This window comes from Phyllobacterium sp. GQ127 (genome assembly GCF_059758635.1).
Map to the genome: position 1 here is coordinate 188,995 of NZ_JCAXDZ010000004.1, position 23,701 is coordinate 212,695.

Consider the following 23,701-nt stretch of genomic DNA (forward strand, 5'->3'; position numbering starts at 1 on the left):
CACGCTTAAAATCCAATTTCTGATATCAAAGCGTAAATTCAACTGAGTCTGACTGAGTCGTCAAGTGATTTCAGATTGAGTCACAAGTTACTGGTTTTTATCGGATCTCCATCAGCCAAGAATTAAAGCGGTTTATCACGCGTGCTGCAGTCCGCCTGCACTCTCGATAAATCGGATAACTTCATCCAGCCCGTCTCTGCGCAACATGTCGGTGAAGACAAAAGGTTTCGGCCCGCGCTGGGTTTTTGTATCACTGGCCATGACGTCGAGATCGGCGCCAACATAAGGTGCCAGGTCTTTTTTGTTGACGATCAGGAGATCTGAACGTGTGATTCCCGGGCCTCCTTTGCGCGGTATCTTTTCGCCCTGGCAAACAGATATGACATAAAGGGTTATATCGGCGAGATCGGGGGAAAAAGTTGCAGCAAGATTGTCGCCGCCCGACTCAATAAACACAATATCGAGATCGGGATGTAGCTGGTTCATTGCCGCGATGGCCTGAAGGTTGATAGTTGCATCTTCGCGGATCGCCGTATGGGGGCAGCCACCAGTTTCGACGCCCATGATCCTGTCTTCCGGCAGTGCCTGCAATCTGTTGAGGATCAACGCATCTTCCTTGGTATAAATGTCGTTGGTGACTACAGCCAGCGAATAGCGATCACGCATGGCTTTACACAGCATTTCAGTGACAGTTGTCTTGCCTGATCCTACGGGACCGCCAATACCAACGCGAAGTGGACCATTCTTTGAAATCATGACCTGAAAACCCGGGAATATTGCGTTTCATGGCGCATCGCCATGATGTCGGAAATCACGGCACAGGTGCCAAGATTATCCAGTGTGGATTTTGCTGCCTTGCTTGAACAAGACTGTATTTCTTCTTCCAGTCCTGCCAGTATCGCGACGCCATCGCGCTGCCCCAAGGGGACGAGCCGCACCGCTCCTTGAATCAGATTGGATATAAAGCCGTGTAAGAAAGCACAAAGTGCTGCTTCAATCTCAATACCATGAGCTCCGGCTATCGCGCCTACGGCAACAGGACTGGCAACTCGGGAGGGCAACCTTTCCGACACTGGATTTGGCCATGCTTGCGCTGCACTCAAAAATGCTTCGCCCTGCAGCATTGTTTCCATGTGCCGCTCGCGGGAGCCAGCGAGTGCTTCCGCCAAATCCGCGATCTCTGAAAAATCGGAGCCGCTTTTGGCAATCTGATGGCTTTGAGCGAAAAGCACCGCATCATTCCATCCCGAGCCTTCATTTAAAATATCGATGAGCCAATCTTCAAGGCTCTGCCTGTCATGAACCAGCCCGTGATGAATTGCCTGTTCAATACCGTGGCTGTATGAAAATGCGCCCACCGGGAAAGCGGGGGAAAGCCAAGTCATCAAACGAAGCAGTGCCCCATTGTCAATCATGATGGTGATGTGATCCGTGGGAGTGATGATCGTGGCTGTGTCCACTATGATAGGCACCCCGTAGGGGCTGAAAAGGAGCCGTAATCTCGCCTATGCGCGCACCAAGCCCTTCCAGCATCGCCTTGATCACATGATCCTGAAGAATGAGAATTCGAGATTCCTCAAACTGGGCAGCCAGATGGCGATTGCCCAAATGCCAGGCAAGTTCCGTCAAGTGCTTTTGATCGCGCGGCAATACTTCGTAGAGCGCTTCTTCCGCGGCGACAATCTCCGCAAGACTTCCATCTTCAAGGACCAGGACATCTCCGTGGGCAAACAAAACAGGCTCCGGCAGATCAACCAAAATCTGTTCGCCCTGCTGCAGCGTCAAAACCTTCCGGCGTAGATGTCGCTCATCATGCGCAAGAACAATCGTGTCGAAAGGTATCCCCTCAAAATGACCTGAATGGTCATGCCCTGTGACACGTCTCATATTTCGAACTCCTCAATAAAATCATCATTCATACGGATAAAGAAATCCAGCGGTGGCGCAGCGCCTGTGAGTTGCGACAGAAGCGTATGAGCCTGACCCCGATGATGCGTCTGATGATTGAAAATTTGTGTCAGGCACCGGTCGAGCGTCGAAGTAAAGGGCGCTCCATTCAGCATAACCCAGTGAAAAGGTGCGGAAATGTCAGCTTCTTCCATAGCTTGGATAACGTCAATAATATGCTCGTCAAATGCGATACGCGCGGTGCGCAGTTCGTCGAAGGTATCGTGTAAAATGACGTCATATGACGGCAATGCGTAGAGATTGCCGGTAAATCTGCCAAACCACAATTTGTCGACCGCAAGCAGGTGGTTCAAGGTGCCGTGCATTGATTTGAAGTAAGCCCGGCGATCTGCAAAGTAATCTTCCTTGTCTAACAGAGCGGCGGCCTCATAGATCTGCTTATTTGCCCATTGGTTATAGCGAGCAAGCCTTGTAAAATGATCTTTCATTGACGCGCTCAGAACAGAAAATAACGCTGCGTCATAGGCAGCGTGACGGCGGCTTCGCACGTCAACAATTCACCGTCAGCCCGAACTTCATAGGTTTCGGGGTCAACTTCCACATGCGGCGTTGCCGAATTATGCACCATCGACGACTTGGAAATGCCTCCGCGCGTATTCTCGACCGCAACGAGCTCCTTTTCAACTTCCAAGGTCGATCGAAGACCATTTTCAACCGCTGCCTTACTGACAAAGGTCACAGATGAAGAAGTAACAGTCTTGCCGAAGGCCCCGAACATAGGGCGATAATGCACCGGTTGCGGCGTCGGGATCGAAGCGTTCGGGTCACCCATCGGAGCGGCAGCAATGGAACCGCCAAGCAGCACAAGGTCAGGTTTGACCCCAAAGAACGCCGGATTCCATAAAACAAGGTCGGCACGCTTGCCAACTTCGATTGAACCAATATGACGGGAAATACCCTGCGCAATAGCCGGATTAATCGTATATTTGGCTATGTATCGCTTCACGCGGAAATTATCATTATCCCCCTGTTCCTGTGGCAAACTTCCGCGTTGGCGTTTCATTTTGTCCGCTGTCTGCCAGGTGCGGATCAGAACTTCGCCGACACGGCCCATGGCTTGACTGTCCGAAGAGATGATCGAGAACGCACCGATATCGTGCAGAATATCCTCTGCCGCAATCGTTTCCTTACGGATACGGCTTTCTGCAAACGCCACATCTTCGGGAATGGATGGAGAAAGGTGGTGGCAGACCATCAGCATGTCGAGATGTTCTGCAATGGTATTTCTCGTGTAGGGGCGTGTCGGATTGGTCGATGAGGGGATCACATTGGGAAGCCCACAAATCTTGATGATGTCGGGCGCGTGTCCACCGCCCGCCCCTTCAGTATGAAAGGCATGAATGGTGCGCCCTTTGAAGGCAGCAACCGTATCCTCGACAAATCCGCTTTCGTTCAGTGTGTCGGTATGGATCATCACCTGCACGTCATACTGGTCAGCAACAGTGAGGCAATTGTCTATCGCAGCAGGCGTTGTTCCCCAGTCTTCGTGCAGCTTCAAAGAGCACGCGCCTCCGAGGATCATCTCTTCCAGCGCTGCTGGACGTGATGCGTTGCCTTTGCCGGACAGACCAATGTTCATCGGTATCGCATCAAAGGAACGGATCATGCGCGCCATATGCCATGGTCCGGGTGTACATGTCGTAGCCAAGGTTCCGTGAGCCGGACCCGTACCACCACCGAACATGGTGGTTACTCCCGACATCAAAGCCTCATCAATCTGTTGCGGACAGATGAAGTGAATATGCGCGTCCATTCCACCTGCAGTGAGAATTTTTCCTTCGCCTGCAATAACTTCGGTTCCCGGCCCAACAATGATCGTTACACCTGGTTGCGTGTCCGGATTGCCAGCCTTGCCGATGCCGGCAATCTGTCCATCGCGCAAACCAATATCGGCCTTGAATATTCCCGTCACGTCGACCACCAGAGCATTGGTAATCACCGTGTCTACGGCGCCATCTGCTCGCGTGACCTGACTTTGGCCCATGCCATCCCGAATGACCTTACCGCCGCCAAATTTTACTTCTTCGCCATAGATTGTGAAATCATTCTCGACCTCGATAAAGAGTTCGGTGTCGGCCAGCCTAATTTTGTCTCCAACTGTTGGGCCAAACATCTGGGCATAGGCAGATCGTGTTATTCTGGCTGGCATCTCAGAGCTTCCCCATGATTTTCTGTTGGAATCCATAAACCACGCGGTCGCCGCCAAACGGTATCAATGTCACATCGCGTTCCTGACCTGGCTCGAAACGCACAGCCGTGCCGGCAGCAATATCCAGCCGCATGCCCCGGGTCAGTTGCCGATCAAAAACCAATGCCTCATTGGTCTCATAAAAATGATAGTGCGATCCGACCTGGATTGGACGGTCACCTGTGTTGGCGACTTTCAAGACAGTGACGGGGGCTCCGACATTCAGTTCGATGTCCCCTGCCACCGTTATAATTTGACCGGGAATCATACTCATGCTCCAAGCGCCAACCAAAGACCAATGAATGCTGTGCTCGCACCCGCTACGCGGATGATGGTGCGCCCGATACCGGCACCCAATAAAGCACCAGCAGCCAGCCCCGCAACGTGAAGCAAAGTTGTCGCAATCGCAAAGCCAAGAAGATAGCTGCCAGCGGTGGCCGTGCCCATTTCACTACCGTGGGCATAACCATGAAACAATGCGAAAAAACCGACGAGAGCCATTGCCAACGACGTTGGAACCTTGAGTGCCACGGCAGCAAACAATCCGATAGCGACAACTGAAGCAAGAATTGCAGGCTCGGCAAATGGTAGCTTCACGCCGGCGATAGCCAACAAGAACCCTGCAATCATTGTGCCAACGAATGCAGCCGGAACCAGCCACATGGCGCGTGCCCCAAGCAGTACGGCCCATAGCCCAACGGCTACCATCGCCAGCATGTGGTCCGCGCCAGAGATTGGATGGGAAAAACCTGCACCGAACGAGCCGTGTTCCGCAGGGTTGATATGAGCAAGGGCAGGAGTGGTAGCTGCCAAGGCCAGCGGCAAAGTCAATAACAATATTTTCTTCATGAGTTTCTCTCTAAATACCAACTACCGGATTGGTTCGTGAACTGTGACAAGCTTGGTGCCATCGGGGAAGGTTGCTTCGACTTGAACGTCGTGAATCATCTCGGCAATACCCTCCATCACCTGACTACGTGTGATCACATGCGCGCCGGCTTCCATGAGATCCGCGACAGATCGGCCATCACGCGCGCCCTCAACGACAAAGTCGGTGATCAAAGCGATAGCTTCGGGATGATTGAGTTTCACACCACGCTCCAGACGGCGCCTCGCCACCATGGCTGCCATGGAAATCAGCAGCTTGTCCTTCTCGCGCGGCAGTAAATTCATCGTTTAATTTCCTTTTATGTTGTCCATATTCGCGGCAGATCTTCGCCGCCATTCAGCAGGCCGAGCAGCGGGATGAGGCGCTTGCGCAGGTGGTAAGCGTCAAAATCTACCAAGCGAGCCACAAGCTTGCCCATCCATACTGATGCGCCTCCTTGATCACCTATGATTAGGCGCGCCGGATCAAGTAACCGCTCGCAATCCGGAGAAACTAAAAGTACCGTTGCTACAGCATGATAGCTTCCAAGCAGGGCTGGCCGTTTCAATGATGACCCAGCCTGAGGACCGATGGAAAAATTCTCGGCGTGGAGTAGTCTGCCGTCTTGCCGGATACGCCACTGATCAGAAAACTGCGCAGTTTCGATTGTCTCGCCAAAGGCCTTTCGCCCGAATATGGTGGATTCAACCAGCAAAGCCCGCGCACGCGCAGCAAGATTTACATTTAGCGTTCGCTTGAGATCGGCTTTTTCGAACAGAATGGTTTCTTGCGGTAGCCATGCAACATAGGAATCAGGTCCAACGTCAATTTGGGTCGAGACGGTGGCGACTGTCCCTGAAACAGCTTTATAGATTTTCTCGCAAGCCTGGGTCGTTATTTGAGCCGCGCAATGATCGCCGAGGGCAAAACTCCACTGCATCGCATCGCCGCCTGTAAGACCACCTGCACTGTTGATCATGACTGCTTCCAGATGGGTTCCAGAACTGACTGGAAAGCGCAGTTTCGCACACCCCTCCTGAAACAATGTGGAAATCCGCGTTTTTCCCTCTACCCGCCGTGCCGATAATCGTCCTGCCCCGGATGCGCGCTGCGCCCGGTTTTGAACAATCGTCGGCTGGCCGAGCATATCCAAAAATTGTAACCCCAATGGTCAGACCGTCAGATGCCGGCGCGCTTCAGTCGTGTCGAGAATTTCCGCAGCGCCCTCGGCGACGATCTCACCTCGATCCATGATGTAAACATGGTCCGCGAGTTCGCGACAAAAGTCGAGATACTGTTCGACAAGAAGTATCGTCATTCCGAAAGAATCTCGCAGGTAAACGATGGCGCGACCGATATCCTTGATTATCGACGGCTGGATTCCTTCGGTGGGCTCATCAAGAACCAGAATTTTGGGGCGCATGACCAATGCGCGCCCGATGGCGAGTTGCTGTTGCTGGCCACCGGAAAGATCACCGCCACGACGCGACAACATGGATTTCAGGACGGGAAACAGGTTGTAAACATCCGAGGGGATATTTCGTTCGGAGCGGGGAAGCTGCGCATAACCGGTTTCAAGGTTCTCCTTAACGCTCAAAAGCGGAAAAATTTCACGGCCTTGCGGTACATAACCAATGCCATATTTCGCCCGCGTGTATGGGGCCATACCATTGAGTTCAACACCATCGAACATCACTTTACCCGCGCTGATATTGTGCTGACCGGTAATCGCTCTCAATAAGCTTGTTTTACCAACACCGTTTCGGCCGAGCACGCAGGTGATCTTTCCAGCGTTGGCGTCCAGCGTAATCCCCCGCAAGGCTTGCGCCGCGCCATAATGCAAATTGACTTGTTCAACAGACAGCATGGCTCACCTCCCCAAATAGTTTTCTATGACTCGGGGATCATTACTGACGAAATCAAGTGACCCTTCAGCAAGTACCGAGCCTTCAGCGAGGCATGTGACCCGCACGCCAAGATCGCGGATGAAGCCCATATCGTGTTCAACAACGATGACCGCCCGGGTTTTCGCAATCTCTTTGAGCAGAGCGGCGGTTTCAGAAGTTTCCGCATCGGTCATTCCCGCGACCGGCTCATCAACAAGCAAGAGTTTGGGCTCTTGCGCCAGGAGCATACCGATTTCCAGCCATTGTTTTTGCCCATGGCTAAGATTAGCCGCCAGTTCCTCCTTGCGTGCGGTCAGTCGCACGGTTTCAAGAATTTCATCGATACGAGCGCTATCTTCTGGCGATAGATTGTAGAATAAGGTCGCAAAGGTTCCCCGCTTGCGATTAAGCGCCAGCTCGAGATTATCCCAGACAGTGTGGCTTTCGAACACTGTGGGCTTCTGGAATTTGCGGCCGATGCCAAGCTGAGCAATATCAGCCTCGTCTCTGGTCGTAAGATCAATGTTATCTTCGAAGAATACCTCACCCTCGTCCGGCCGGGTCTTTCCAGTGATAATATCCATCATTGTCGTTTTACCGGCACCGTTCGGGCCAATAATTGCCCTTAACTCACCGGGAGCAATCACAAAAGACAAGGCGTTCAGTGCTCTAAAGCCGTCGAATGATACGGATACATTGTCCAGATACAACAGGCTCTTTGGTTTGATGTCAGACATGATCTACTCCGCAGCCAGTGGTTCAGCAGGGATATCAGCGTTCTTTTCGGCATTCTTGGCTTTAGGCAGGCGATTAAAGGAAATCGCTCTGGTTTTATCGTTTCTGGATTTCAATATTTGCTGAATGGTCCCAACGATGCCTTTGGGCAAGAACAACGTGGTTGCAACGAAAAGTGCTCCCAGCGCAAAAAGCCAAATTTCCGGAAACTGTGCAGTGAAAATACTCTTGCCGAAATTCACAAGTGTAGCCCCAATGATAGGACCAATGAGTGTTCCACGTCCTCCAACGGCGGTCCAGATGACGACTTCGATCGAATTGGCTGGTGCAAATTCACCGGGATTGATAATCCCGACCTGCGGAACGTAAAGCGCCCCGGCAACACCTGCCATCATTGCTGAAATGGTAAAGGTAACGAGCTTGTAATTTTCTGGCCGGTAACCGAGAAAGCGCGTCCTGCTCTCAGCATCGCGCAGACCAACCAGAACCTTCCCAAATTTTGATCGAACGATAGCTGAACTGATAAGCAGCGCGACTGCCAGCGCGAACGCAGACGCGGCGAACAAGGATGCCCTCATGCCTTGCGATTGAATGTTGAAGCCAAGCAAGTCTTTAAAATCGGTAAGGCCATTATTACCGCCAAATCCCATTTCATTGCGGAAAAAGGCGAGCAGTAAGGCATAGGTCATCGCCTGCGTGATAATGGACAGATAGACGCCTGTTACACGCGAGCGGAATGCCAGCCAGCCGAACACAAAAGCAAGAATACCAGGAACGGCGAATATCATAATGGCGGCGAACCAGAAGTAGTCAAAGCCATACCAATACCAAGGCATTTCCTTCCAATTCAAAAACACCATGAAATCCGGCAGATTTGGGTTTCCATAGACGCCACGTGCGCCGATCTGGCGAACCAGATACATTCCCATGACATAGCCGCCAAGGGCGAAAAATGCGGCATGTCCAAGAGACAATATCCCGCAAAAACCCCAGACAAGATCAAGCGCCAGGGCCAGCAATGCATAGGTGAGATATTTTCCAAACAGCGACATCGCGTAGGTTGGAATATGAAATAGATTGTCGGCTGGCACTAAAAGATTAAGTGCGGGTACCAAGCATGCAATGGCCAGAAGGATTGCAATGCAGAGGGAGACATTCCTGTCGAGCGATTTAAAAACGAACGCGCTGATCATGCTTCCACCGCCCTTCCCTTGAGTGCAAAAAGCCCGCGTGGCCGCCTCTGAATAAAAAGAATGATGAGAACCAGGATAAGAATTTTGCCAAGAACGGCACCGGTATATGGTTCAAGGAGCTTATTGACGACGCCAAGCGAAAGTGCCCCCACAAGCGTGCCCCAGAGATTTCCAACGCCGCCGAAAACTACAACCATGAAACTATCAATAATGTAGCTTTGACCAAGATTGGGTGAGACGTTATCAATTTGCGAAAGGGCAACGCCGGCAATCCCAGCAATGCCTGAACCAAGGGCAAAGGTAAAAGCATCGACCCAAGGGGTCTTGATACCCATTGATGATGCCATCCTTCGGTTTTGCGTAACAGCACGCATTTGCAACCCAAATCTCGAGCGCTTAAGCACGAACAGCAACGTCAGGAAGACGCCTGCAGCAAACACCACAATCCACATGCGGTTATAGGTCAGCGTCATACCACCAAGTTCGAAACCGCCTGACATCCACGACGGGTTTCCGACTTCACGATTGCTGGGACCGAAGATTGAACGAACGCCCTGCTGCAGAATAAGCGATACGCCCCACGTTGCCAGCAATGTCTCCAGCGGTCGCCCATAGAGAAAACGAATAATTCCACGTTCAATTATAAGACCAATGACACCCGTAATAGCGAACGCAACCGGGAGTGCGATTATCAATGACCAGTCAAAAAGATGCGGATAGGACGACCTGATTATCTCTTGGACCATGAACGTCGTGTAGGCGCCAAGCATCACCATTTCACCATGGGCCATATTGATGATGCCCATCACACCAAAAGTAATGGCAAGGCCGATAGCAGCCAGCAAAAGGACGGATCCAAGAGACAAGCCGTACCAGACATTCTGGCCGACATCCCAAAGCGCCTGAGCTGACTGTAACGCAGTTATGGTATTGTCTATGTCTGTCCGAAGCTCGCCATCAGCGTTTGCCTGAACGGCACTCAAGATGCCAAGAGCATCTCTGTCACCACGCTCTCCGATTGTTTTTACAGCGGCGCGCTTGTCATCAAGCGAGCGATCTGACTTTAAAATAGCAGCAGCCCTCGCCTGCTCCATGACAGATTTGATATAGGTGTCTTTCTCGTTTGTTATTGCCGTCTCTATGAGCTCAAGCGCGTCTGTGCTCGGCGAGGAAAAAACTGAACTGGCCGCCCGAAGTCTTATCTCCCTATCCGGGCTGAGCAGCGTGAGCGCCCCAATGGCGGTTTTGACAGCGCGACGCAGACTATTATTAACCTTGATACGCTCGAAATCGGCTTTCGCCCCTTGTCCCGCTGACGCCCCGGTTACAGCATCGGACAGGTTCAGTTCACTACCATTTTCCTTGACTACAAAGACGGTCTTATCGGCTTTTCTCACATAAAGGTCACCTGCTGCCAGCGCTTCAAACACTGGGACAAGCGCAATATCGCCAGTACGGGATAGTTCGGCGATCTTATCGGCAACCTGTGAAAAGTTACCCTGACCCAAGGCATTTATACCCAAGCGATTATTCTGATCGGCCCAACTTTCCGATACCGGAACAAGCATGATCAGACAGATGATGAGCGTAAGTATTTTGATTGCGCGATGCATGAATTTTGAAAGAGCTCTGTGGCCCTCTCCTCTAGTCGAGCAAATGGAAAGTCACGGGCTGGAGCGCCCGTGACTCAATTCAATCATTAGGAGCCTTTGCCGCCACATTTGCCGGTTGCGACATTAAAATTGCCGCATGACATTGGCTTGCGCCAATCAGAGATAAGATCTTTGGAATCCGGCAGATAGTCGGACCATTCATCCCCTACCAGCAATCCGGGTGTTTCGAACACGGTTTCAAACTGGCCGTCCGATTGAATTTCGCCAATGAGGACAGGCTTTGTGATGTGATGGTTTGGCATCATCGTTGAGTAGCCGCCGGAGAGATTGGGCACCGACACGCCGACAATGGAATCAATGACCTTATCGGGATCTGTGGTTCCGGCGGCTTCGACAGCTTTCACCCACATATTGAAACCAATATAATGGGCCTCCATTGGATCGTTTGTTACGCGCTTGTCGTCCTTGGTATAGGCTTTCCAAGTCTTGATGAATTCGGCGTTGGCCGGTGTGTTGACCGATTGGAAGTAGTTCCAGGCCGCCAAGTGACCGACGAGCGGTGTCGTATCAAGTCCGGCAAGCTCTTCCTCGCCGACAGAAAATGCTACAACCGGAATATCTTCAGCCTTGATGCCTTGATTACCGAGCTCTTTATAAAACGGAACGTTTGCGTCGCCGTTGATGGTTGAGACAACGGCCGTCTTCTTACCCGCGGAACCGAACTTCTTAATGTCTGAAACGATGGTCTGCCAGTCTTTATGTCCGAAAGGTGTGTAGCTCACCATGATGTCTTCAGCCGCAACGCCCTTGGCCTTCAAATAGGCCTCGAGTATCTTGTTGGTTGTGCGCGGGTAGACATAATCGGTGCCAGCAAGGACCCAGCGTTCGACACCTTCATTTTCAGCAAGATAGTCGACAGCAGGAATTGCCTGCTGGTTGGGTGCTGCGCCAGTATAAAACACATTGCGCTCGCTCTCTTCACCTTCATACTGGACAGGATAGAAGAGCAAATTGTCCAACTCTTTGAAAACGGGCAGCACCGATTTGCGTGATACGGAAGTCCAGCAGCCGAAGACGGCAGCAACCTTGTCCTTTTCGATGAGGTCGCGGGCTTTCTCAGCAAAAAGCGGCCAATCTGAAGCCGGATCAACAACAACAGCCTCAATTTTCTTGCCAAGAATCCCGCCTTTTTTGTTTTGCTCATCAATGAGCATCAACATGGCGTCCTTAAGCGTGGTTTCAGAGATGGCCATCGTTCCCGAGAGGGAATGAAGTATGCCGACTTTGATCGTATCTTCTGCGGCAAACGCGCCCTGAAGCGCTGTTGCAGAAAGCATGGCGGCTAACAGAGCGCCATTAACGTGTGCTTTAATATTCATCATTATGTCCCCACTGTTTTGAACGACGCTGATTGCGCCTTGTTATCCAGGTGCGGCAGAACAAATCCGCTGCGTTTAGGGACTATCCGCTAGCCAACAACGATCCCACATACGTTAAACGACGTAGAGACGATGACCTAAGTTGGCAGATCAGTGCTTTCTTCCGTATCGCATCCGGTGTTTAAGTAAGAAAAACACCATCCGGTCGGCGCTAGGATTTACACGTCGGACCATTGCACGGGGAAAACAGGGCGAATGGTTGCGCGCCAACGCATCGTTCCTATCAGACGCGACTATAATCGCTGGGTAGCGGATCAGACCTTGGAAGATTACGCCCTTCGCTTTACTGCGAAGAGCGCTCGCCGTTATTCATCGCAACGCATTGCCCAAACAGCAATTGGCGCAATTTCATTTCTCGCGCTGGAGGCTATCGGCGGCGCCGTCACGTTATCCTACGGCACCACCAATGCTGTAGCTGCGATCGCTGTTGCCTGCCTCGTCATGCTTTGTGTGGGGCTGCCAATAAGCCGTTACGCCATCCGCCACGGTGTCGATATCGACCTTCTGACCCGTGGGGCAAGCTTTGGTTACATCGGATCAACAATCACCTCTTTGATATATGCAACGTTCACCTTCCTGCTCTTTGCTATCGAAGCGTCGATCATGTCCGGTGCTCTGGAGTTGGCTTTCGGAATTCCTTTGTGGATTGGGTATATTATCAGCGCCGTGGTTGTGGTTCCTCTGGTCACCTACGGCGTTCGGATGATCAGCAAGTTTCAGCTGATTACACAACCTTTCTGGATCATTTTGAACATCCTCCCTTTCGTCGTAATTGCTTTCGTGGATTGGGAAAAATTTGATCTTTGGCGGGCTTTTTCAGGTGTCGATGTGCCGGTCGCAATTCCTGGAACAAGCGCCCCTTTTGTGCTGGCGCAGTTCGGTGCAGCCAGTGCAGTAATCTTGGCTCTGATGGCTCAAATCGGCGAGCAAGTTGACTTTCTGCGCTTTTTGCCGCCCAAAGGGCAGCGAAAACTGCGACATCGCATTGCGGTATTTCTTGCCGGTCCGGGCTGGGTCCTAGTCGGTGCCCCGAAACTTCTCGCCGGATCGTTTCTCGTGGTGCTCACACTTAGCAGCGGCGTGTCGGTCGATCGCGCGTCAGACCCTTCACAAATGTATCTGACTGCATTCGGTTACGTCACGCATTCCGATACTTTAGCGATGATGCTGATGGTTGGTTTTGTGGTGGTATCGCAGCTTAAAATCAACGTGATGAACGCCTATGCGGGTTCATTGGCCTGGTCGAACTTCTTTTCCCGGCTCACGCATAGTCATCCCGGTCGCGTGGTTTGGCTGCTGTTCAATGTTGCAATTGCGCTTTTGCTGATGGAACTTGGCATTTACAGATTGCTCGAAGAAACCTTAGGTATTTTTTCGCTTATTGCCATGGCTTGGCTTTGCGCCATATCTGCTGACCTTTTTGTCAATAAAAGACTAGGACTGGCCCCGCCCGGCATAGAATTCAAGCGTGCTCATCTTTACGATATTAACCCGGTGGGCCTCGGAACGATGGCTGCGGCGACAATGATATCGCTGATCGCGCATTTCGGTTTCTTCGGTGAAATGGCCTCCGCGCTCGCACCATTCATAGCGCTTGTTGTAGCTTTCATTGTCTCGCCACTGCTCGCGTGGCAGACCAAGGGAAAATACTATCTGGTGCGGAAGCCTCGGCGGGCTTGGAAAACACTGCAGACACTCAAATGCTCGATTTGCGAGCACGATTTTGAACCTGAGGACATGGCTTGGTGTCCCGCCTATAGCGCTCCGATCTGCTCGCTTTGCTGCTCCCTCGACAGCCGCTGCCACGACATGTGCAAACCTAACGCAAATTTCAACGCACAGGTCGCTATCGTGGCTCGCTCTTTTTTGCCGCAACGCATCATCCAGGCACTTGCATCGCGACTGGGACGGTACGGAATCTCTGTTATCATCGCTCTAACGGCAATCGGCATAATTCTCACCATGATAGCCCATCAGGCGGGAGGGCCATCTGAAACGTCGGGCGTTGTAGACCGAACGCTGTTGATCGTATTTTTTGTATTTGCAGTCGTAACAGGAATTGCCTGTTGGTTCTATGTGCTGGCACATGACAGCCGTGTTGTTGCTGAGGAAGAGTCTTCGCGTCAGAATACCCTTCTGTTAAAGGAAATAGCCGCTCATAAGAAAACGGACGCCGCTCTTCAGGACGCAAAGGACGCGGCCGAGGCCGCCAACCGCGCAAAAAGCAGGTATGTGATCGGTCTGAGTCACGAACTGCGCACCCCCTTGAACGCCGTGCTTGGCTACGCACAAATACTGGAACGAGACGAAACAATCCCTGCTCCACGCCAGTCCGCAATTCGCGTTATCAAGCGAAGCGCCGATCATTTGTCAGGCCTCATTGACGGACTACTCGACATCTCACGCATCGAAGCCGGCCGGTTGCAGGTCTTTTCCAACGAGATCAATCTTAGCGACTTTCTGGACCAGATCGTGCAGATGTTTCAACCACAGGCCGATGCCAAACAACTCATCTTCAAGCATAAACGTTCAAGCAATTTGCCGCCCTATGTCCGGACGGACGAAAAGCGCCTTCGGCAAATCCTCGTTAATCTCTTGTCCAATGCGATCAAATTTACGACAAGCGGCAGTGTCCTATTCGATGTGACCTACCGCAGTCAGGTCGCAACATTTACGATTTTGGATACCGGTCGAGGAATTTCAGACTCAGATCTTCCGCGTATCTTCGAGCCCTTTCAGCGAGGAGAGGCCGAGAACATTCAACCAATGCCAGGCCTCGGCCTTGGCCTCACAATCACACGTCTGTTAACCGAAACGTTGGGCGGCGAGATTTTGGTTTCCAGTACCTATGGGCAAGGATCTACGTTCAGGATCAGGCTAATGCTTTCTGCCATAACACACCCGCATCAACAGCAGCCCTTGCCACGAAAAATTCGCAGCTACACCGGACAGCGTCGCACCATCGTTGTTGTCGACGATAATGAAGATCATCGTGAATTGGTGCGAGAGATTCTCGTTCCCCTCGATTTCATCGTGTTAACTGCTGCCAGCGGACCAGAATGCCTTACTCTTATCGAGGGGGTCGTCCCTGACCTGTTCCTGATTGATATTTCCATGCCGCAAATGGATGGTTGGCAATTGGTAAGACGACTGCGTGAAGCTGGCGAGCTTTCGCCTATTATTATGCTTTCAGCCAATATAGGCGATGCAGCGCCCACAGGCGGGCCAACTGGCCACAATGACACACTCGCAAAACCTTTTGACCTTCGGCAGCTTCAAAACAAGATCGCACAGCTTCTGGGCCTGGAGTGGGTTTACGCTGATGCGACATCGCCCCCATCGCTCATGCCGCGTAAACTGGTCAGTCCCGGTGAAACGCATGTGCGTGAATTGATCAATCTTGGCGAGATTGGGTACATCCGCGGCATTGAGACAAAGATTGCCGAGTTGGCGAAAATCGAAGACAACCGGGCGTTTACCGAGGCACTGGGGCAATTCGTTCAAATGTTCGATCTGGCAGGATATGACCGTTTCCTTCGCACATTCGAAAATCAGGAAGAGGCGATCAGAGGTGAGTGAGCCAACCAATCCGCGCGATATTGTCCTGATTGTCGACGACTCGCCGCAAACCCTTGGGTTTCTGACGGACGCGCTGGAGCAATCGGGTTTTTCTGTTTTGATTGCAACGTCGGGGCACGCCGCACTCAATGTTGTCGAACGTATAACACCCGATATCATCTTGATGGATGCGATAATGCCGGAGATGGACGGGTTTGAAACCTGCACCCGAATCAAAACCACAGCTTCGGTTACCCAGGTGCCGGTTATTTTCATGACAGGTCTTTCCGAGACCCAGCACATCGTCCATGCACTTGAGTCCGGTGGCGTGGACTATCTGACAAAGCCGATCAATATTGATGAACTACAGGCAAGGATCAGAGTTCACCTTGCCAATGCTCGCGCCGCCCAAAATGCGCGCATAGCGCTGGATGCCGCGGGTCGCCACCTTCTTGCAATTGGAAAAGATGGCCAACTGCGCTGGTCCACTCCGCAGGCAAACCACCTGATAGAGCTGACCATGGGCAGCACACAAGCCGGTTATAAGGCACTTTCGGTGAGCGTCGCGGCATGGCTGACCAGGCAACAAAGTCACAAAGACGGCAACCCCATTACAATCCCCGGAGAGCAAGGGGGACTGCAGTTGAGCTATCTTGGTGCCCTCACCTCTGATGAATATTTGTTCCGACTAACCCTCGCCAATCAGGCCAGCCCAGAGGAACTGCTGCGCCAGCACTTCGGATTGACTGCACGGGAAGCTGAGGTTCTTTTATGGATTGCAAAGGGCAAATCAAATCGAGACATTGGTGATATTCTCGGATTGAGCGCCAGGACTGTCAACAAACACCTGGAACAAGTCTATATCAAAATGGGCGTCGAAAACCGTGCCACTGCTGCCGTCAAAGCCGCCCGAATATTGCACAGCACCTAACGGCTCTTACTGAACTTTCATAGTCGTACGACGTCAACCTCCTGCCGCGTTCCGACAGGTGGAACCTTCCCTCATGTGAGTTGTTTTCCAATTCGAAGGGAGAGCAAAAGGAGGAAGACCATGAAACGCACAATTATAGTAAAGATTTCTGCCCTGCTGTTGAGTACCAGTCCGCTATTTGCGCAAGATACGGTTATTGTGGAAGTGCCCCAGACTGCGCGTGATTATGTGATCGCACATCCGACCGACCCCATCGTGGTTGAAGAAGACCTGACTATGGGCGCCGCTATCCCAGAGGATGTCGAGCTTGTACCCATTCCGGATGCCCCAGACTATAGTTACGTCTATGTCGATAAACGGCCGATAATCGTATCGACCAAAGATCGCAAAGTTGTGTACATATCGCAGTAAAATCAGAGGCGCCCATGCAACTGCATGGGCGCCTCTTGATAGCATTGGCATATGACCGGCCAAGCGGGAAATTTACAGTCTCGGCGGGATATCACGTTGTTGCAATCGAACGCACCCACTTATGTCATTGCGACATGTGCCGTCGTGCAACCGGAAGTGCACTCGCTGTTCTCAATTGGGTTAAAGCAGACAATCTCCATTGGGTGTCAGCGCAACCCAAACAGTGCCGATCCTCCCCTTTTCGCAACGAGAGGCTTTGTTTTCCTGCGGTACGCCACTGGTACTGATTTACGATAAGCCCGATAAAGCTGCTCTATATGGAGGGCTCTGGATGAATTAGAACTCGCAGTTCCCACATAAAATCGCCCGAATCCAGACCGGTTTCAGCAAGTGAAACTGACACAGGAGCGTGACGGGCTTTCAGCCATAGACACAGCGGGATAACATCTACGATGGCTGAAGTATCGACGCCCCGTAAACGACTACTACTGATAGATCGGGCTTACCACTGCAATAGCCAGCGACAGCGAGTACGGAACATTAGATTGTCTTGTTCGTTGGATGAAGTGGAGGACTTCATGCCTGTATTGAATTTGGACCAAGCGCAGTACGTCTTGCTCAATAGATTATATACTGAAGCAGCACATCGGCTCGCCAACAGCGACGATCCTCGACATATTCGAGCGCTTAAGCTGCTGCCCATAATCGGTGACGGCACTGCCGAGCGCTCCATCCCACTCAGTCGCTCCGATCTCGAGAGCATGGCGATGGTGATCGACCTGGCACTAGGTTGGCATCTTGCTGCTACACCGGCAGCCTTATCTTCCGAAGAGCTCTCCCTTGGGCATGAAATCCAGGCCAAGCTTCTGCAGGCAAACCGAACTTGAATTGATCATGGGTTGGGCGTGAATTTTGCATTGCCAAGCCCCGTTCCAATCGTCAGGATTCCCCAATGGCGGACATCCTTCATGAACGGTATCTGGGAAAGCCCCTGAACGACTGCATCATTATGGATTACCACGAACGTGTCCTTGCCCTGGATTGCTGGAATCGAACTGGTAATTTCCCGCGCCAAGTTGAAAGATTCTCCCTCCCAGTTACCCGGCAGATTTTGACCGCCCGAGGTGATGGACCCATCGCTTTCGATGAGTCCAGGGCAAGCAATTCCAATAATGGGAGCGACAATAATTTTCTCTTTTTCAGCATCCTCCAGTAAAGCCTTTATCATTTTAACCAAACGCTTTAGTGCTTTGCCACGGGATGGTTCTTCGTCACCATGCCGCCAGAGGTCCATCTTCCAAACCTCTGCTTTCGCGATGTTCGGGCTTTTCTTTCGCGTCTCCCATGTGACTATTCCTGCTCTGATATTTGTACCTCCTATGTCGACACCAACCATGGCATCGTGACCCTTCAGCATCCACGTAGGCACGAGATGGACGGCACCAATCAGGCCCGCCTCGTCAGGCAGATGTTCGATCGGTCTCAATTCGATTTTCCTACCCAAGGAATTTAGTCGCAGCATCGCTTCGGCAATGGCAAATTGTCCGGCTGCACTTTCGCTAAGCCCCCCTCCAACGGCAATCCGTTCGGTTTTTTCCCATTTTTTCTCCTTGAGAAACCGGTTGATTACATCGGACAAGTCGATTGCGAAATCATGAATGGCCGACCAGATGATCGCCTGAGCTAATTTGTCGTCACCGGCGAGTATCTTATCGATACCGGTTTTGGAGATGTCCGACATTTTGAGCCGCTTTGCGGCTGCATGACCGTCAACCTGTTTGCGCCAGTAATCAACTTTCTCCAGAAACGCCGCCTTGTTTGCTTTGTCGCCAATAAATCCGTCTTTATCGCGGATGCGAAGATTGTAACTGTCGATTTTTACTGAGGGTAATATACTCGCGCCATGTTTGAGGGGCATATGGGATTGTTTAAGGGGACTATCATCAGGTTTCGACATTCGGCGCTCGCATACAATGGAAGTGATATGTGAACGTTGACCGGTTATAACAAGTTCCCGCGACGCGTTCGATTCAGCATTCCCGGTATTCCTAATTCGGGCCGTTCACTCGCATTATAGAATTCCCAAGGATGCGCGCATGCACGGGTCTGCTTCACGTCACGGTGCTTTCGGTCTATCCTGCTCTCCCAATAGCGGCACGAACCTGACAGCCCCAAGAGACTCTTCTTCGAATTGATCGAAGCTGATACGGGTCATCCTAACAAGCTCCTGAGGCTGAAATTCGCCGCCGAGCGGAATGATGAGTCTGCCGCCTATCTTCAATTGTTCTTTCAAGGCTTGTGGCGCGCTCTGTCCGCTGGCTGCAACAATTATCGCATCGAACGGCCTAGCTTCTGGCCACCCTTTTGTCCCATCATCAATTCTGAGCTGAATATTGCTATAGCCAAGTTTTTTGAAGCACTTTCGGGCTGCCTCGCCCAACACCGCATGCCGTTCTATTGTGTAGACCTGTTCCGCAATTCTACTCATAACTGCGGCAGCATATCCTGAGCCGGCGCCAATTTCGAGCACGCGGCTTTCCGGCTTGATGTCTGCAGCCTCAAGCATCAAAGCAACGATGTATGGCTGCGAGATGGTTTGTCCCTCCGCGATCGGTAACGGCCTATCTTCATAGGCGCTTTCCTTAAGCCAAGCATCTACGAATTCCTCGCGTGGGACTTTTTGCATGGCCTGCAATACATGATGTGAACTTATATCTCGGCCCGCGATATCCGCATCGACCATCCGCTTACGGGCACGTACAAAATCAAACATGACTGCCTCACGGGGTTTCCGTTCTTTCCAATGATTCAAGCGGTGACCAGTTCCGTGATCAAACTTTCGCTTGTCTAATGAAGGAACTGAACAATTCTCTGAATATCTTCAATACAACTACGCCTTAACTGCTCCTTTTCGACCCGATCTATGTAGCCGCATGGCTGAGTACCCCATAACAGTAGCCACACGTCGGAGCATCGCCTAGTAAACATTCGCCGACAGACTTGTCAGCATTAGCCAAAACCTCGCTAACAAGTTTGCCTCCCAGGAGCCTGAGAGGTTCAGGCTTGCCTTCCAACCTTGAAGTCGGGACTCGACTACAAACAAATCTATTGTTATGCGGGATCGCGGCAGCGGGCCGATCGGGAGACAATTATGAGAAAACTAATTACAGCCGCAGCGATTTTAGGTGCGTTGGTTGCTGCGGGATGCGGAACTTACAATTCCTGGACTCCCAGGAAGGTTAATCTCGACCCCGCCGCCAAATCATGCGCATCGGGATATTACCAGTGCAAGTCAGGCAGTATGGATCACGATAAATCCGGGCTCTCACAGTAATATAACCGGCCATTGCGATAATCGCCAGTTCCGCAATGGCTGCACTGATGAAGGCGACTGTCGCACGCGCTTTACCGTTTATGCTACCGTCGCATTTCACCAAGATGGCTTCAAGAGCTGCAAAAGTTGCCACATGAAGCCCATATTTGCGCAACATTTCTTAACATTACAAAATCCCTGAAAATACCAAATGGGGTATTCCTGATGAATGAGGGCAGACGGCCGCGAGTTGGGCAATACCCCTCTGAAATCTCAGGAGCAGTTTTGTATGCCAATCACCAAAGAAGTTTATTCTGACATTCGACTGACACTCTCGGTCGCCGTGATGGGTATTATCAGCTTGTGTCCGTTGCAGGCAGCAGCCGAAACCTTCGACGAAGTCAGCCCGGAACGTATCAATCCAAGTCGCTTCGAGAAAGTCAAGGATCGCCTTAACAAATGGAATGTTGTAATCGGCGCAGGTGGTATCTATGCGCCGAAATTTGAAGGGTCGGATGAGTTTGAAGTTCAGCCCTTTCCAATGTTTTCAGCAACCTTTGGCGAGCATGTGACCGTCGATCCCCGCGGAATATCCATCGACATTTACCGCTATCAAAACTTTAACTTCACGGCAAAGATCGGATATGAGGCAGGCCGACAGGAAGATGACAGCGATCATCTGAAAGGGCTGGGCGACGTCGATGCCGGAGCCGTAATTGGCGGAAAGTTGGCGTACGAGCTAGGGCCTGTTGAACTGTTTACATCTTTCGATAAAACAATCGGAGGTAGCGATGGTCTGGTAGGAACAGTTGGCGCAAGTGTCTCGCACTCCTACAAGCAATTCCTTTTCTCGGCTGGCGCCTCAGCGACCTGGGCTGATGCCAATCATATGGAATCATATTTCGGGGTGACCTCAGCGCAGTCAGCCCGATCGGGTCTTGCCGCATATGATGCAGGCGCAGGTTTCAAACGTGTCGACTTTGAAGCCTCCGTTACTTATGTCACGGAGAAAAGTTGGCTCATCCAAGGGCAGATAGGCGTGGGTTATCTAGTCGGTGACGCGGCAGACAGTCCAATCGTACAAGATGCATTCCAACCGTCAGCGATGCTGATGCTTGGCTATAAATTCTAGTCCAGAGATGACAAAATTATTCAATGTCACGGTTCCGAGGCTCGCGCGTCGACATGATTTCCATCCTAATTTTCAACGCAACCAAATGTGGCTCCGAATGACACCATAACGCCATTCATGGGACATTATTTACCCTCACACCGAATTATGGTTTTGGGGGCTGGGGAATGAATATTCACATGCGTGTGACAGTCTTGGATCAGTCTGCAAGAGTGCTTCTCGTGGAAGATGACCCCGAGATCGCGAACATGGTCATAGAAACCTTGTTGGACAATGGCTTTAACGCTGTTGCCACGGGTTCTGCGGCGGAAATGGAAGTTTTGCTTCGCGAGCAATCATTCGATCTTATTATTCTGGATGTTATGCTCCCCGGTGAGGACGGTTTCAGTATTTGTCGCAGACTGCGTGCACAGGCGACAACTCCCATCATAATGCTAACGGCCCTCAGTGATGATATTGATCGTATCGTTGGCCTTGAATTGGGCGCTGACGACTATATTACCAAACCATTCAACTCGCGCGAACTTCTGGCGCGGATTAAAAGCCTGCTTCGACGCTCGTCGTACACTTCTGCAAGCCCCCAAACACAGGACCCCTTGCAATTTGAAGGATGGCGGATTGACCCGATATTGCGGCGGGTACGTGATCCCAATGGGGTCCACATCTCAATGACAACGGCAGAATTTGACGTGCTGCTCGCATTTTGCCGGAATCCCGGCAAGGTGCTTACCCGCGAACAACTCTTGAGTTTGACGCATGCCGGTGCCGCAGGCCCTGTCGAGCGCAGTATCGACGTTCATGTCAGCAGGGTGAGGCAAAAAATAGAGCCAAATGTTCGAGAGCCTACTCTCATAAAAACGGTCCGGCTTGCCGGTTATCTTTTCACGCCAAAAGTGGAGCGTGTATGATGCTGCAATCGTCCAATCTCGACACCATTCGCGGACAGATCATCGCGCTGGCAATTGCACCTATTTTGATTGCTTGCGCGATGGGGGTCGTTACAGAGCCCCTGGTGTTTGACGATTCAGTTCCTTATCACCGTTCAACCGCTATCAGAATCGAAACTGTGGTAAATCAGTTTCTGGCAGCAAAAACTCCCGAGAACCGCAATATAGTTTTGCAGGTGACAGCCAACAGCGACATACCAGTCGAAAAAGTTAGCAATGCTGAGTTTGAAAAAGCAGCCTCAAACGTGGATCAGACAAACGGTCTTGGCACGCGAGTCCGCGACGCGCTGACAGGCAAGTTTCCCACGGCGCTGAGATCGTCAGACGTGAACAATGTCCTGCTGGTCAAAATAACTCCCACTGAATCCTTAGCCTTTGCAATCCGCCCGGAACCAAAAGAATTCTGGTCGCTGGAAACGCGTTTCAATTCTGTTTTGAAAGTTTTGGCAATTGTGGTGCCGGTAATCCTTCTGGCTTTTTATGCCGGATGTATGATCGTCGCTCCCTTGTCGCGTTTTTCCGCGGCCGCTTTGGTATTAAGCGCAGAAGAGGGTCCTGATCGACCTTTCGAAGAGCGCGGTGCACAAGAAGTTGTTGCACTGGCCCGTGCTCTGAATGACATGCGTAGCCGGTTGCGCAGCATGATGAATGACCGAACCCGGATGCTGCGCGCCATTGGCCATGACCTCAGAACCCCGCTCACTCGGTTGCGGCTTCGCGTCGAGCGCTCAAAAGACGGCGCTTTGCGTGAATTGATGTTAAATGATATCGCCACGATCAATGGGATGATGAGGGAAACCCTCACCTATCTGAGCAAGGAAGTATCTTCCGAAGCGCCGTTGCGCTCAGACTTGCCCAGCCTTCTCAGTACCGTCTGTTCTGATTTCGCTGATGTGGGCTTCAATGTAAGCTATTCAGGCCCAGACCGTCTGGCCTATCTCTGCAAGCCTCGCGCTTTAAGCCGCGCCATTACCAACCTGGTAGACAATGGGACCAAGTTTGGCACGCATGTTGTTGTGTCACTTGTGTCATCAGGAGATGGTGCTTTGGCAATCGAGGTTTCGGATGATGGTCCTGGGCTACCGGTGGAGCTTCAAACCACAGTGTTCGAACCATTCTTCAAAGTCAGTCCCGCTCGTTCTACGAGTGGGTTTGGTCTCGGCCTTTCAATTGTGCAGGATATTGTCAAAGGTCATGGCGGTTCCATTTTTCTGAAGAATAAGAGTACGTCTGGCTTGGTCGCTCACATAAGTCTGCCATGTGATCCGGGAAAATTTGAAAATAATCATGTTTTCGATTCAAAACAACGTCGCCTGCGTGCGATGTATCAGACAGTATCAGACACAAGCTTCTCGTAGCTTCCAGTAACTTGTCGCCACTTGCTGCTAAAATAATCTTGGTATCACACAATTGTTTTCGGCGCCTCCTGATTGGCGACTACGAAACTACTGTTCGGCTATAAAACCTGTCTGCGAGCCGAAACAAATCCCTACATCATGAAATATATCTAAATAAAATC

General features: G+C 51.5%; 24 protein-coding genes. 8 read left to right on the forward strand and 16 right to left on the reverse strand.

The window, feature by feature from the left end; genetic code table 11:
• Window positions 1-135: 135 nt before the first annotated feature.
• The 14 genes from ureG to urtA all read right to left on the reverse strand — a co-directional run bounded on the left by ureG (window position 136) and on the right by urtA (window position 11,830).
• Window positions 136-756: an urease accessory protein UreG gene (gene ureG / locus AC6CHM_RS16545; RefSeq protein ID WP_115054944.1), complete on the reverse strand. Its 621-nt coding sequence runs from the start codon at window positions 754-756 to the stop codon at window positions 136-138.
• Window positions 753-1,415: an urease accessory UreF family protein gene (locus AC6CHM_RS16550; protein ID WP_115054943.1), complete on the reverse strand. Its 663-nt coding sequence runs from the start codon at window positions 1,413-1,415 to the stop codon at window positions 753-755. Before AC6CHM_RS16550 ends, ureG begins: the two co-directional genes overlap by 4 nt.
• Window positions 1,408-1,887 carry an urease accessory protein UreE gene (gene ureE / locus AC6CHM_RS16555; protein WP_337353385.1) on the reverse strand — a complete coding sequence of 160 codons (480 nt, stop codon included), beginning with the start codon at window positions 1,885-1,887 and terminating at the stop codon, window positions 1,408-1,410. Before ureE ends, AC6CHM_RS16550 begins: the two co-directional genes overlap by 8 nt.
• Complete coding sequence (locus tag AC6CHM_RS16560; RefSeq protein WP_354346442.1) at window positions 1,884-2,396, reverse strand: DinB family protein; 513 nt, start codon at window positions 2,394-2,396, stop codon at window positions 1,884-1,886. Before AC6CHM_RS16560 ends, ureE begins: the two co-directional genes overlap by 4 nt.
• An 8-nt stretch (window positions 2,397-2,404) precedes the next feature.
• Window positions 2,405-4,117, reverse strand: coding sequence for an urease subunit alpha (ureC, locus tag AC6CHM_RS16565; RefSeq protein WP_115054940.1), 1,713 nt, complete (start codon window positions 4,115-4,117; stop codon window positions 2,405-2,407).
• Window position 4,118: 1 nt separating this feature from the next.
• Window positions 4,119-4,424: an urease subunit beta gene (locus AC6CHM_RS16570; protein WP_115054939.1), complete on the reverse strand. Its 306-nt coding sequence runs from the start codon at window positions 4,422-4,424 to the stop codon at window positions 4,119-4,121.
• Window positions 4,425-4,426: 2 nt separating this feature from the next.
• Window positions 4,427-5,005, reverse strand: a complete 579-nt coding sequence (locus tag AC6CHM_RS16575) for a HupE/UreJ family protein (protein WP_336441419.1) — start codon at window positions 5,003-5,005, stop codon at window positions 4,427-4,429.
• A 21-nt stretch (window positions 5,006-5,026) separates the two neighbouring features.
• Window positions 5,027-5,329 (reverse strand): urease subunit gamma, encoded by a 303-nt coding sequence (locus AC6CHM_RS16580; protein WP_008121015.1) that lies wholly within the window; start codon window positions 5,327-5,329, stop codon window positions 5,027-5,029.
• A 14-nt stretch (window positions 5,330-5,343) separates the two neighbouring features.
• On the reverse strand, window positions 5,344-6,171 hold the full coding sequence (locus AC6CHM_RS16585; protein WP_498173896.1) for an urease accessory protein UreD: 828 nt from the start codon (window positions 6,169-6,171) through the stop codon (window positions 5,344-5,346).
• A 24-nt stretch (window positions 6,172-6,195) separates the two neighbouring features.
• Window positions 6,196-6,891, reverse strand: coding sequence for an urea ABC transporter ATP-binding subunit UrtE (gene urtE / locus AC6CHM_RS16590; protein ID WP_115054936.1), 696 nt, complete (start codon window positions 6,889-6,891; stop codon window positions 6,196-6,198).
• A gap of 3 nt (window positions 6,892-6,894) precedes the next feature.
• Entirely contained in the window at window positions 6,895-7,650 is a 756-nt protein-coding gene (gene urtD / locus AC6CHM_RS16595) for an urea ABC transporter ATP-binding protein UrtD (protein WP_336441532.1), read from the reverse strand.
• Entirely contained in the window at window positions 7,651-8,838 is a 1,188-nt protein-coding gene (gene urtC / locus AC6CHM_RS16600) for an urea ABC transporter permease subunit UrtC (RefSeq protein ID WP_498173766.1), read from the reverse strand. It abuts the gene before it with no gap.
• The gene (gene urtB, locus AC6CHM_RS16605) at window positions 8,835-10,451 is read right to left on the reverse strand and encodes an urea ABC transporter permease subunit UrtB (protein WP_498173767.1); all 1,617 of its coding nucleotides are present in this window, start codon (window positions 10,449-10,451) and stop codon (window positions 8,835-8,837) included. Before urtB ends, urtC begins: the two co-directional genes overlap by 4 nt.
• A gap of 86 nt (window positions 10,452-10,537) precedes the next feature.
• Window positions 10,538-11,830 carry an urea ABC transporter substrate-binding protein gene (gene urtA / locus AC6CHM_RS16610; protein ID WP_498173897.1) on the reverse strand — a complete coding sequence of 431 codons (1,293 nt, stop codon included), beginning with the start codon at window positions 11,828-11,830 and terminating at the stop codon, window positions 10,538-10,540.
• A gap of 255 nt (window positions 11,831-12,085) precedes the next feature.
• Between urtA and AC6CHM_RS16615 the strand changes: the two genes are divergently transcribed.
• From AC6CHM_RS16615 to AC6CHM_RS16635, 5 genes are all read left to right on the forward strand, one after another.
• Window positions 12,086-15,469 carry a hybrid sensor histidine kinase/response regulator gene (locus AC6CHM_RS16615; RefSeq protein WP_498173768.1) on the forward strand — a complete coding sequence of 1,128 codons (3,384 nt, stop codon included), beginning with the start codon at window positions 12,086-12,088 and terminating at the stop codon, window positions 15,467-15,469.
• The gene (locus tag AC6CHM_RS16620; protein WP_115054930.1) at window positions 15,462-16,379 is read left to right on the forward strand and encodes a response regulator; all 918 of its coding nucleotides are present in this window, start codon (window positions 15,462-15,464) and stop codon (window positions 16,377-16,379) included. Before AC6CHM_RS16615 ends, AC6CHM_RS16620 begins: the two co-directional genes overlap by 8 nt.
• Window positions 16,380-16,499: 120 nt before the next feature.
• Window positions 16,500-16,790: a DUF1236 domain-containing protein gene (locus AC6CHM_RS16625; RefSeq protein WP_498173769.1), complete on the forward strand. Its 291-nt coding sequence runs from the start codon at window positions 16,500-16,502 to the stop codon at window positions 16,788-16,790.
• A 14-nt stretch (window positions 16,791-16,804) separates the two neighbouring features.
• Window positions 16,805-17,077 (forward strand): GFA family protein, encoded by a 273-nt coding sequence (locus AC6CHM_RS16630; protein WP_498173770.1) that lies wholly within the window; start codon window positions 16,805-16,807, stop codon window positions 17,075-17,077.
• A 291-nt stretch (window positions 17,078-17,368) separates the two neighbouring features.
• Entirely contained in the window at window positions 17,369-17,677 is a 309-nt protein-coding gene (locus AC6CHM_RS16635) for a hypothetical protein (protein WP_498173771.1), read from the forward strand.
• A 5-nt stretch (window positions 17,678-17,682) separates the two neighbouring features.
• Here AC6CHM_RS16635 and AC6CHM_RS16640 read toward each other — a convergent pair whose 3' ends face one another.
• Together AC6CHM_RS16640 and AC6CHM_RS16645 are read right to left on the reverse strand one after the other, a co-directional pair.
• A complete protein-coding gene (locus AC6CHM_RS16640; protein ID WP_498173772.1) occupies window positions 17,683-18,747 on the reverse strand; it encodes an ROK family protein in 1,065 nt (354 codons plus the stop codon).
• Between the two features lie 159 nt (window positions 18,748-18,906).
• Window positions 18,907-19,563: a protein-L-isoaspartate(D-aspartate) O-methyltransferase gene (locus AC6CHM_RS16645; RefSeq protein ID WP_498173773.1), complete on the reverse strand. Its 657-nt coding sequence runs from the start codon at window positions 19,561-19,563 to the stop codon at window positions 18,907-18,909.
• A gap of 829 nt (window positions 19,564-20,392) precedes the next feature.
• On the opposite strand from AC6CHM_RS16645, the gene AC6CHM_RS16650 reads away from it, so the two are divergent.
• From AC6CHM_RS16650 to AC6CHM_RS16660, 3 genes are all read left to right on the forward strand, one after another.
• Window positions 20,393-21,235, forward strand: coding sequence for a MipA/OmpV family protein (locus AC6CHM_RS16650; RefSeq protein ID WP_498173774.1), 843 nt, complete (start codon window positions 20,393-20,395; stop codon window positions 21,233-21,235).
• A gap of 167 nt (window positions 21,236-21,402) precedes the next feature.
• The gene (locus AC6CHM_RS16655; protein WP_115054922.1) at window positions 21,403-22,143 is read left to right on the forward strand and encodes a response regulator; all 741 of its coding nucleotides are present in this window, start codon (window positions 21,403-21,405) and stop codon (window positions 22,141-22,143) included.
• Window positions 22,140-23,540 (forward strand): ATP-binding protein, encoded by a 1,401-nt coding sequence (locus tag AC6CHM_RS16660; protein ID WP_498173775.1) that lies wholly within the window; start codon window positions 22,140-22,142, stop codon window positions 23,538-23,540. Before AC6CHM_RS16655 ends, AC6CHM_RS16660 begins: the two co-directional genes overlap by 4 nt.
• Window positions 23,541-23,701: the final 161 nt, after the last annotated feature.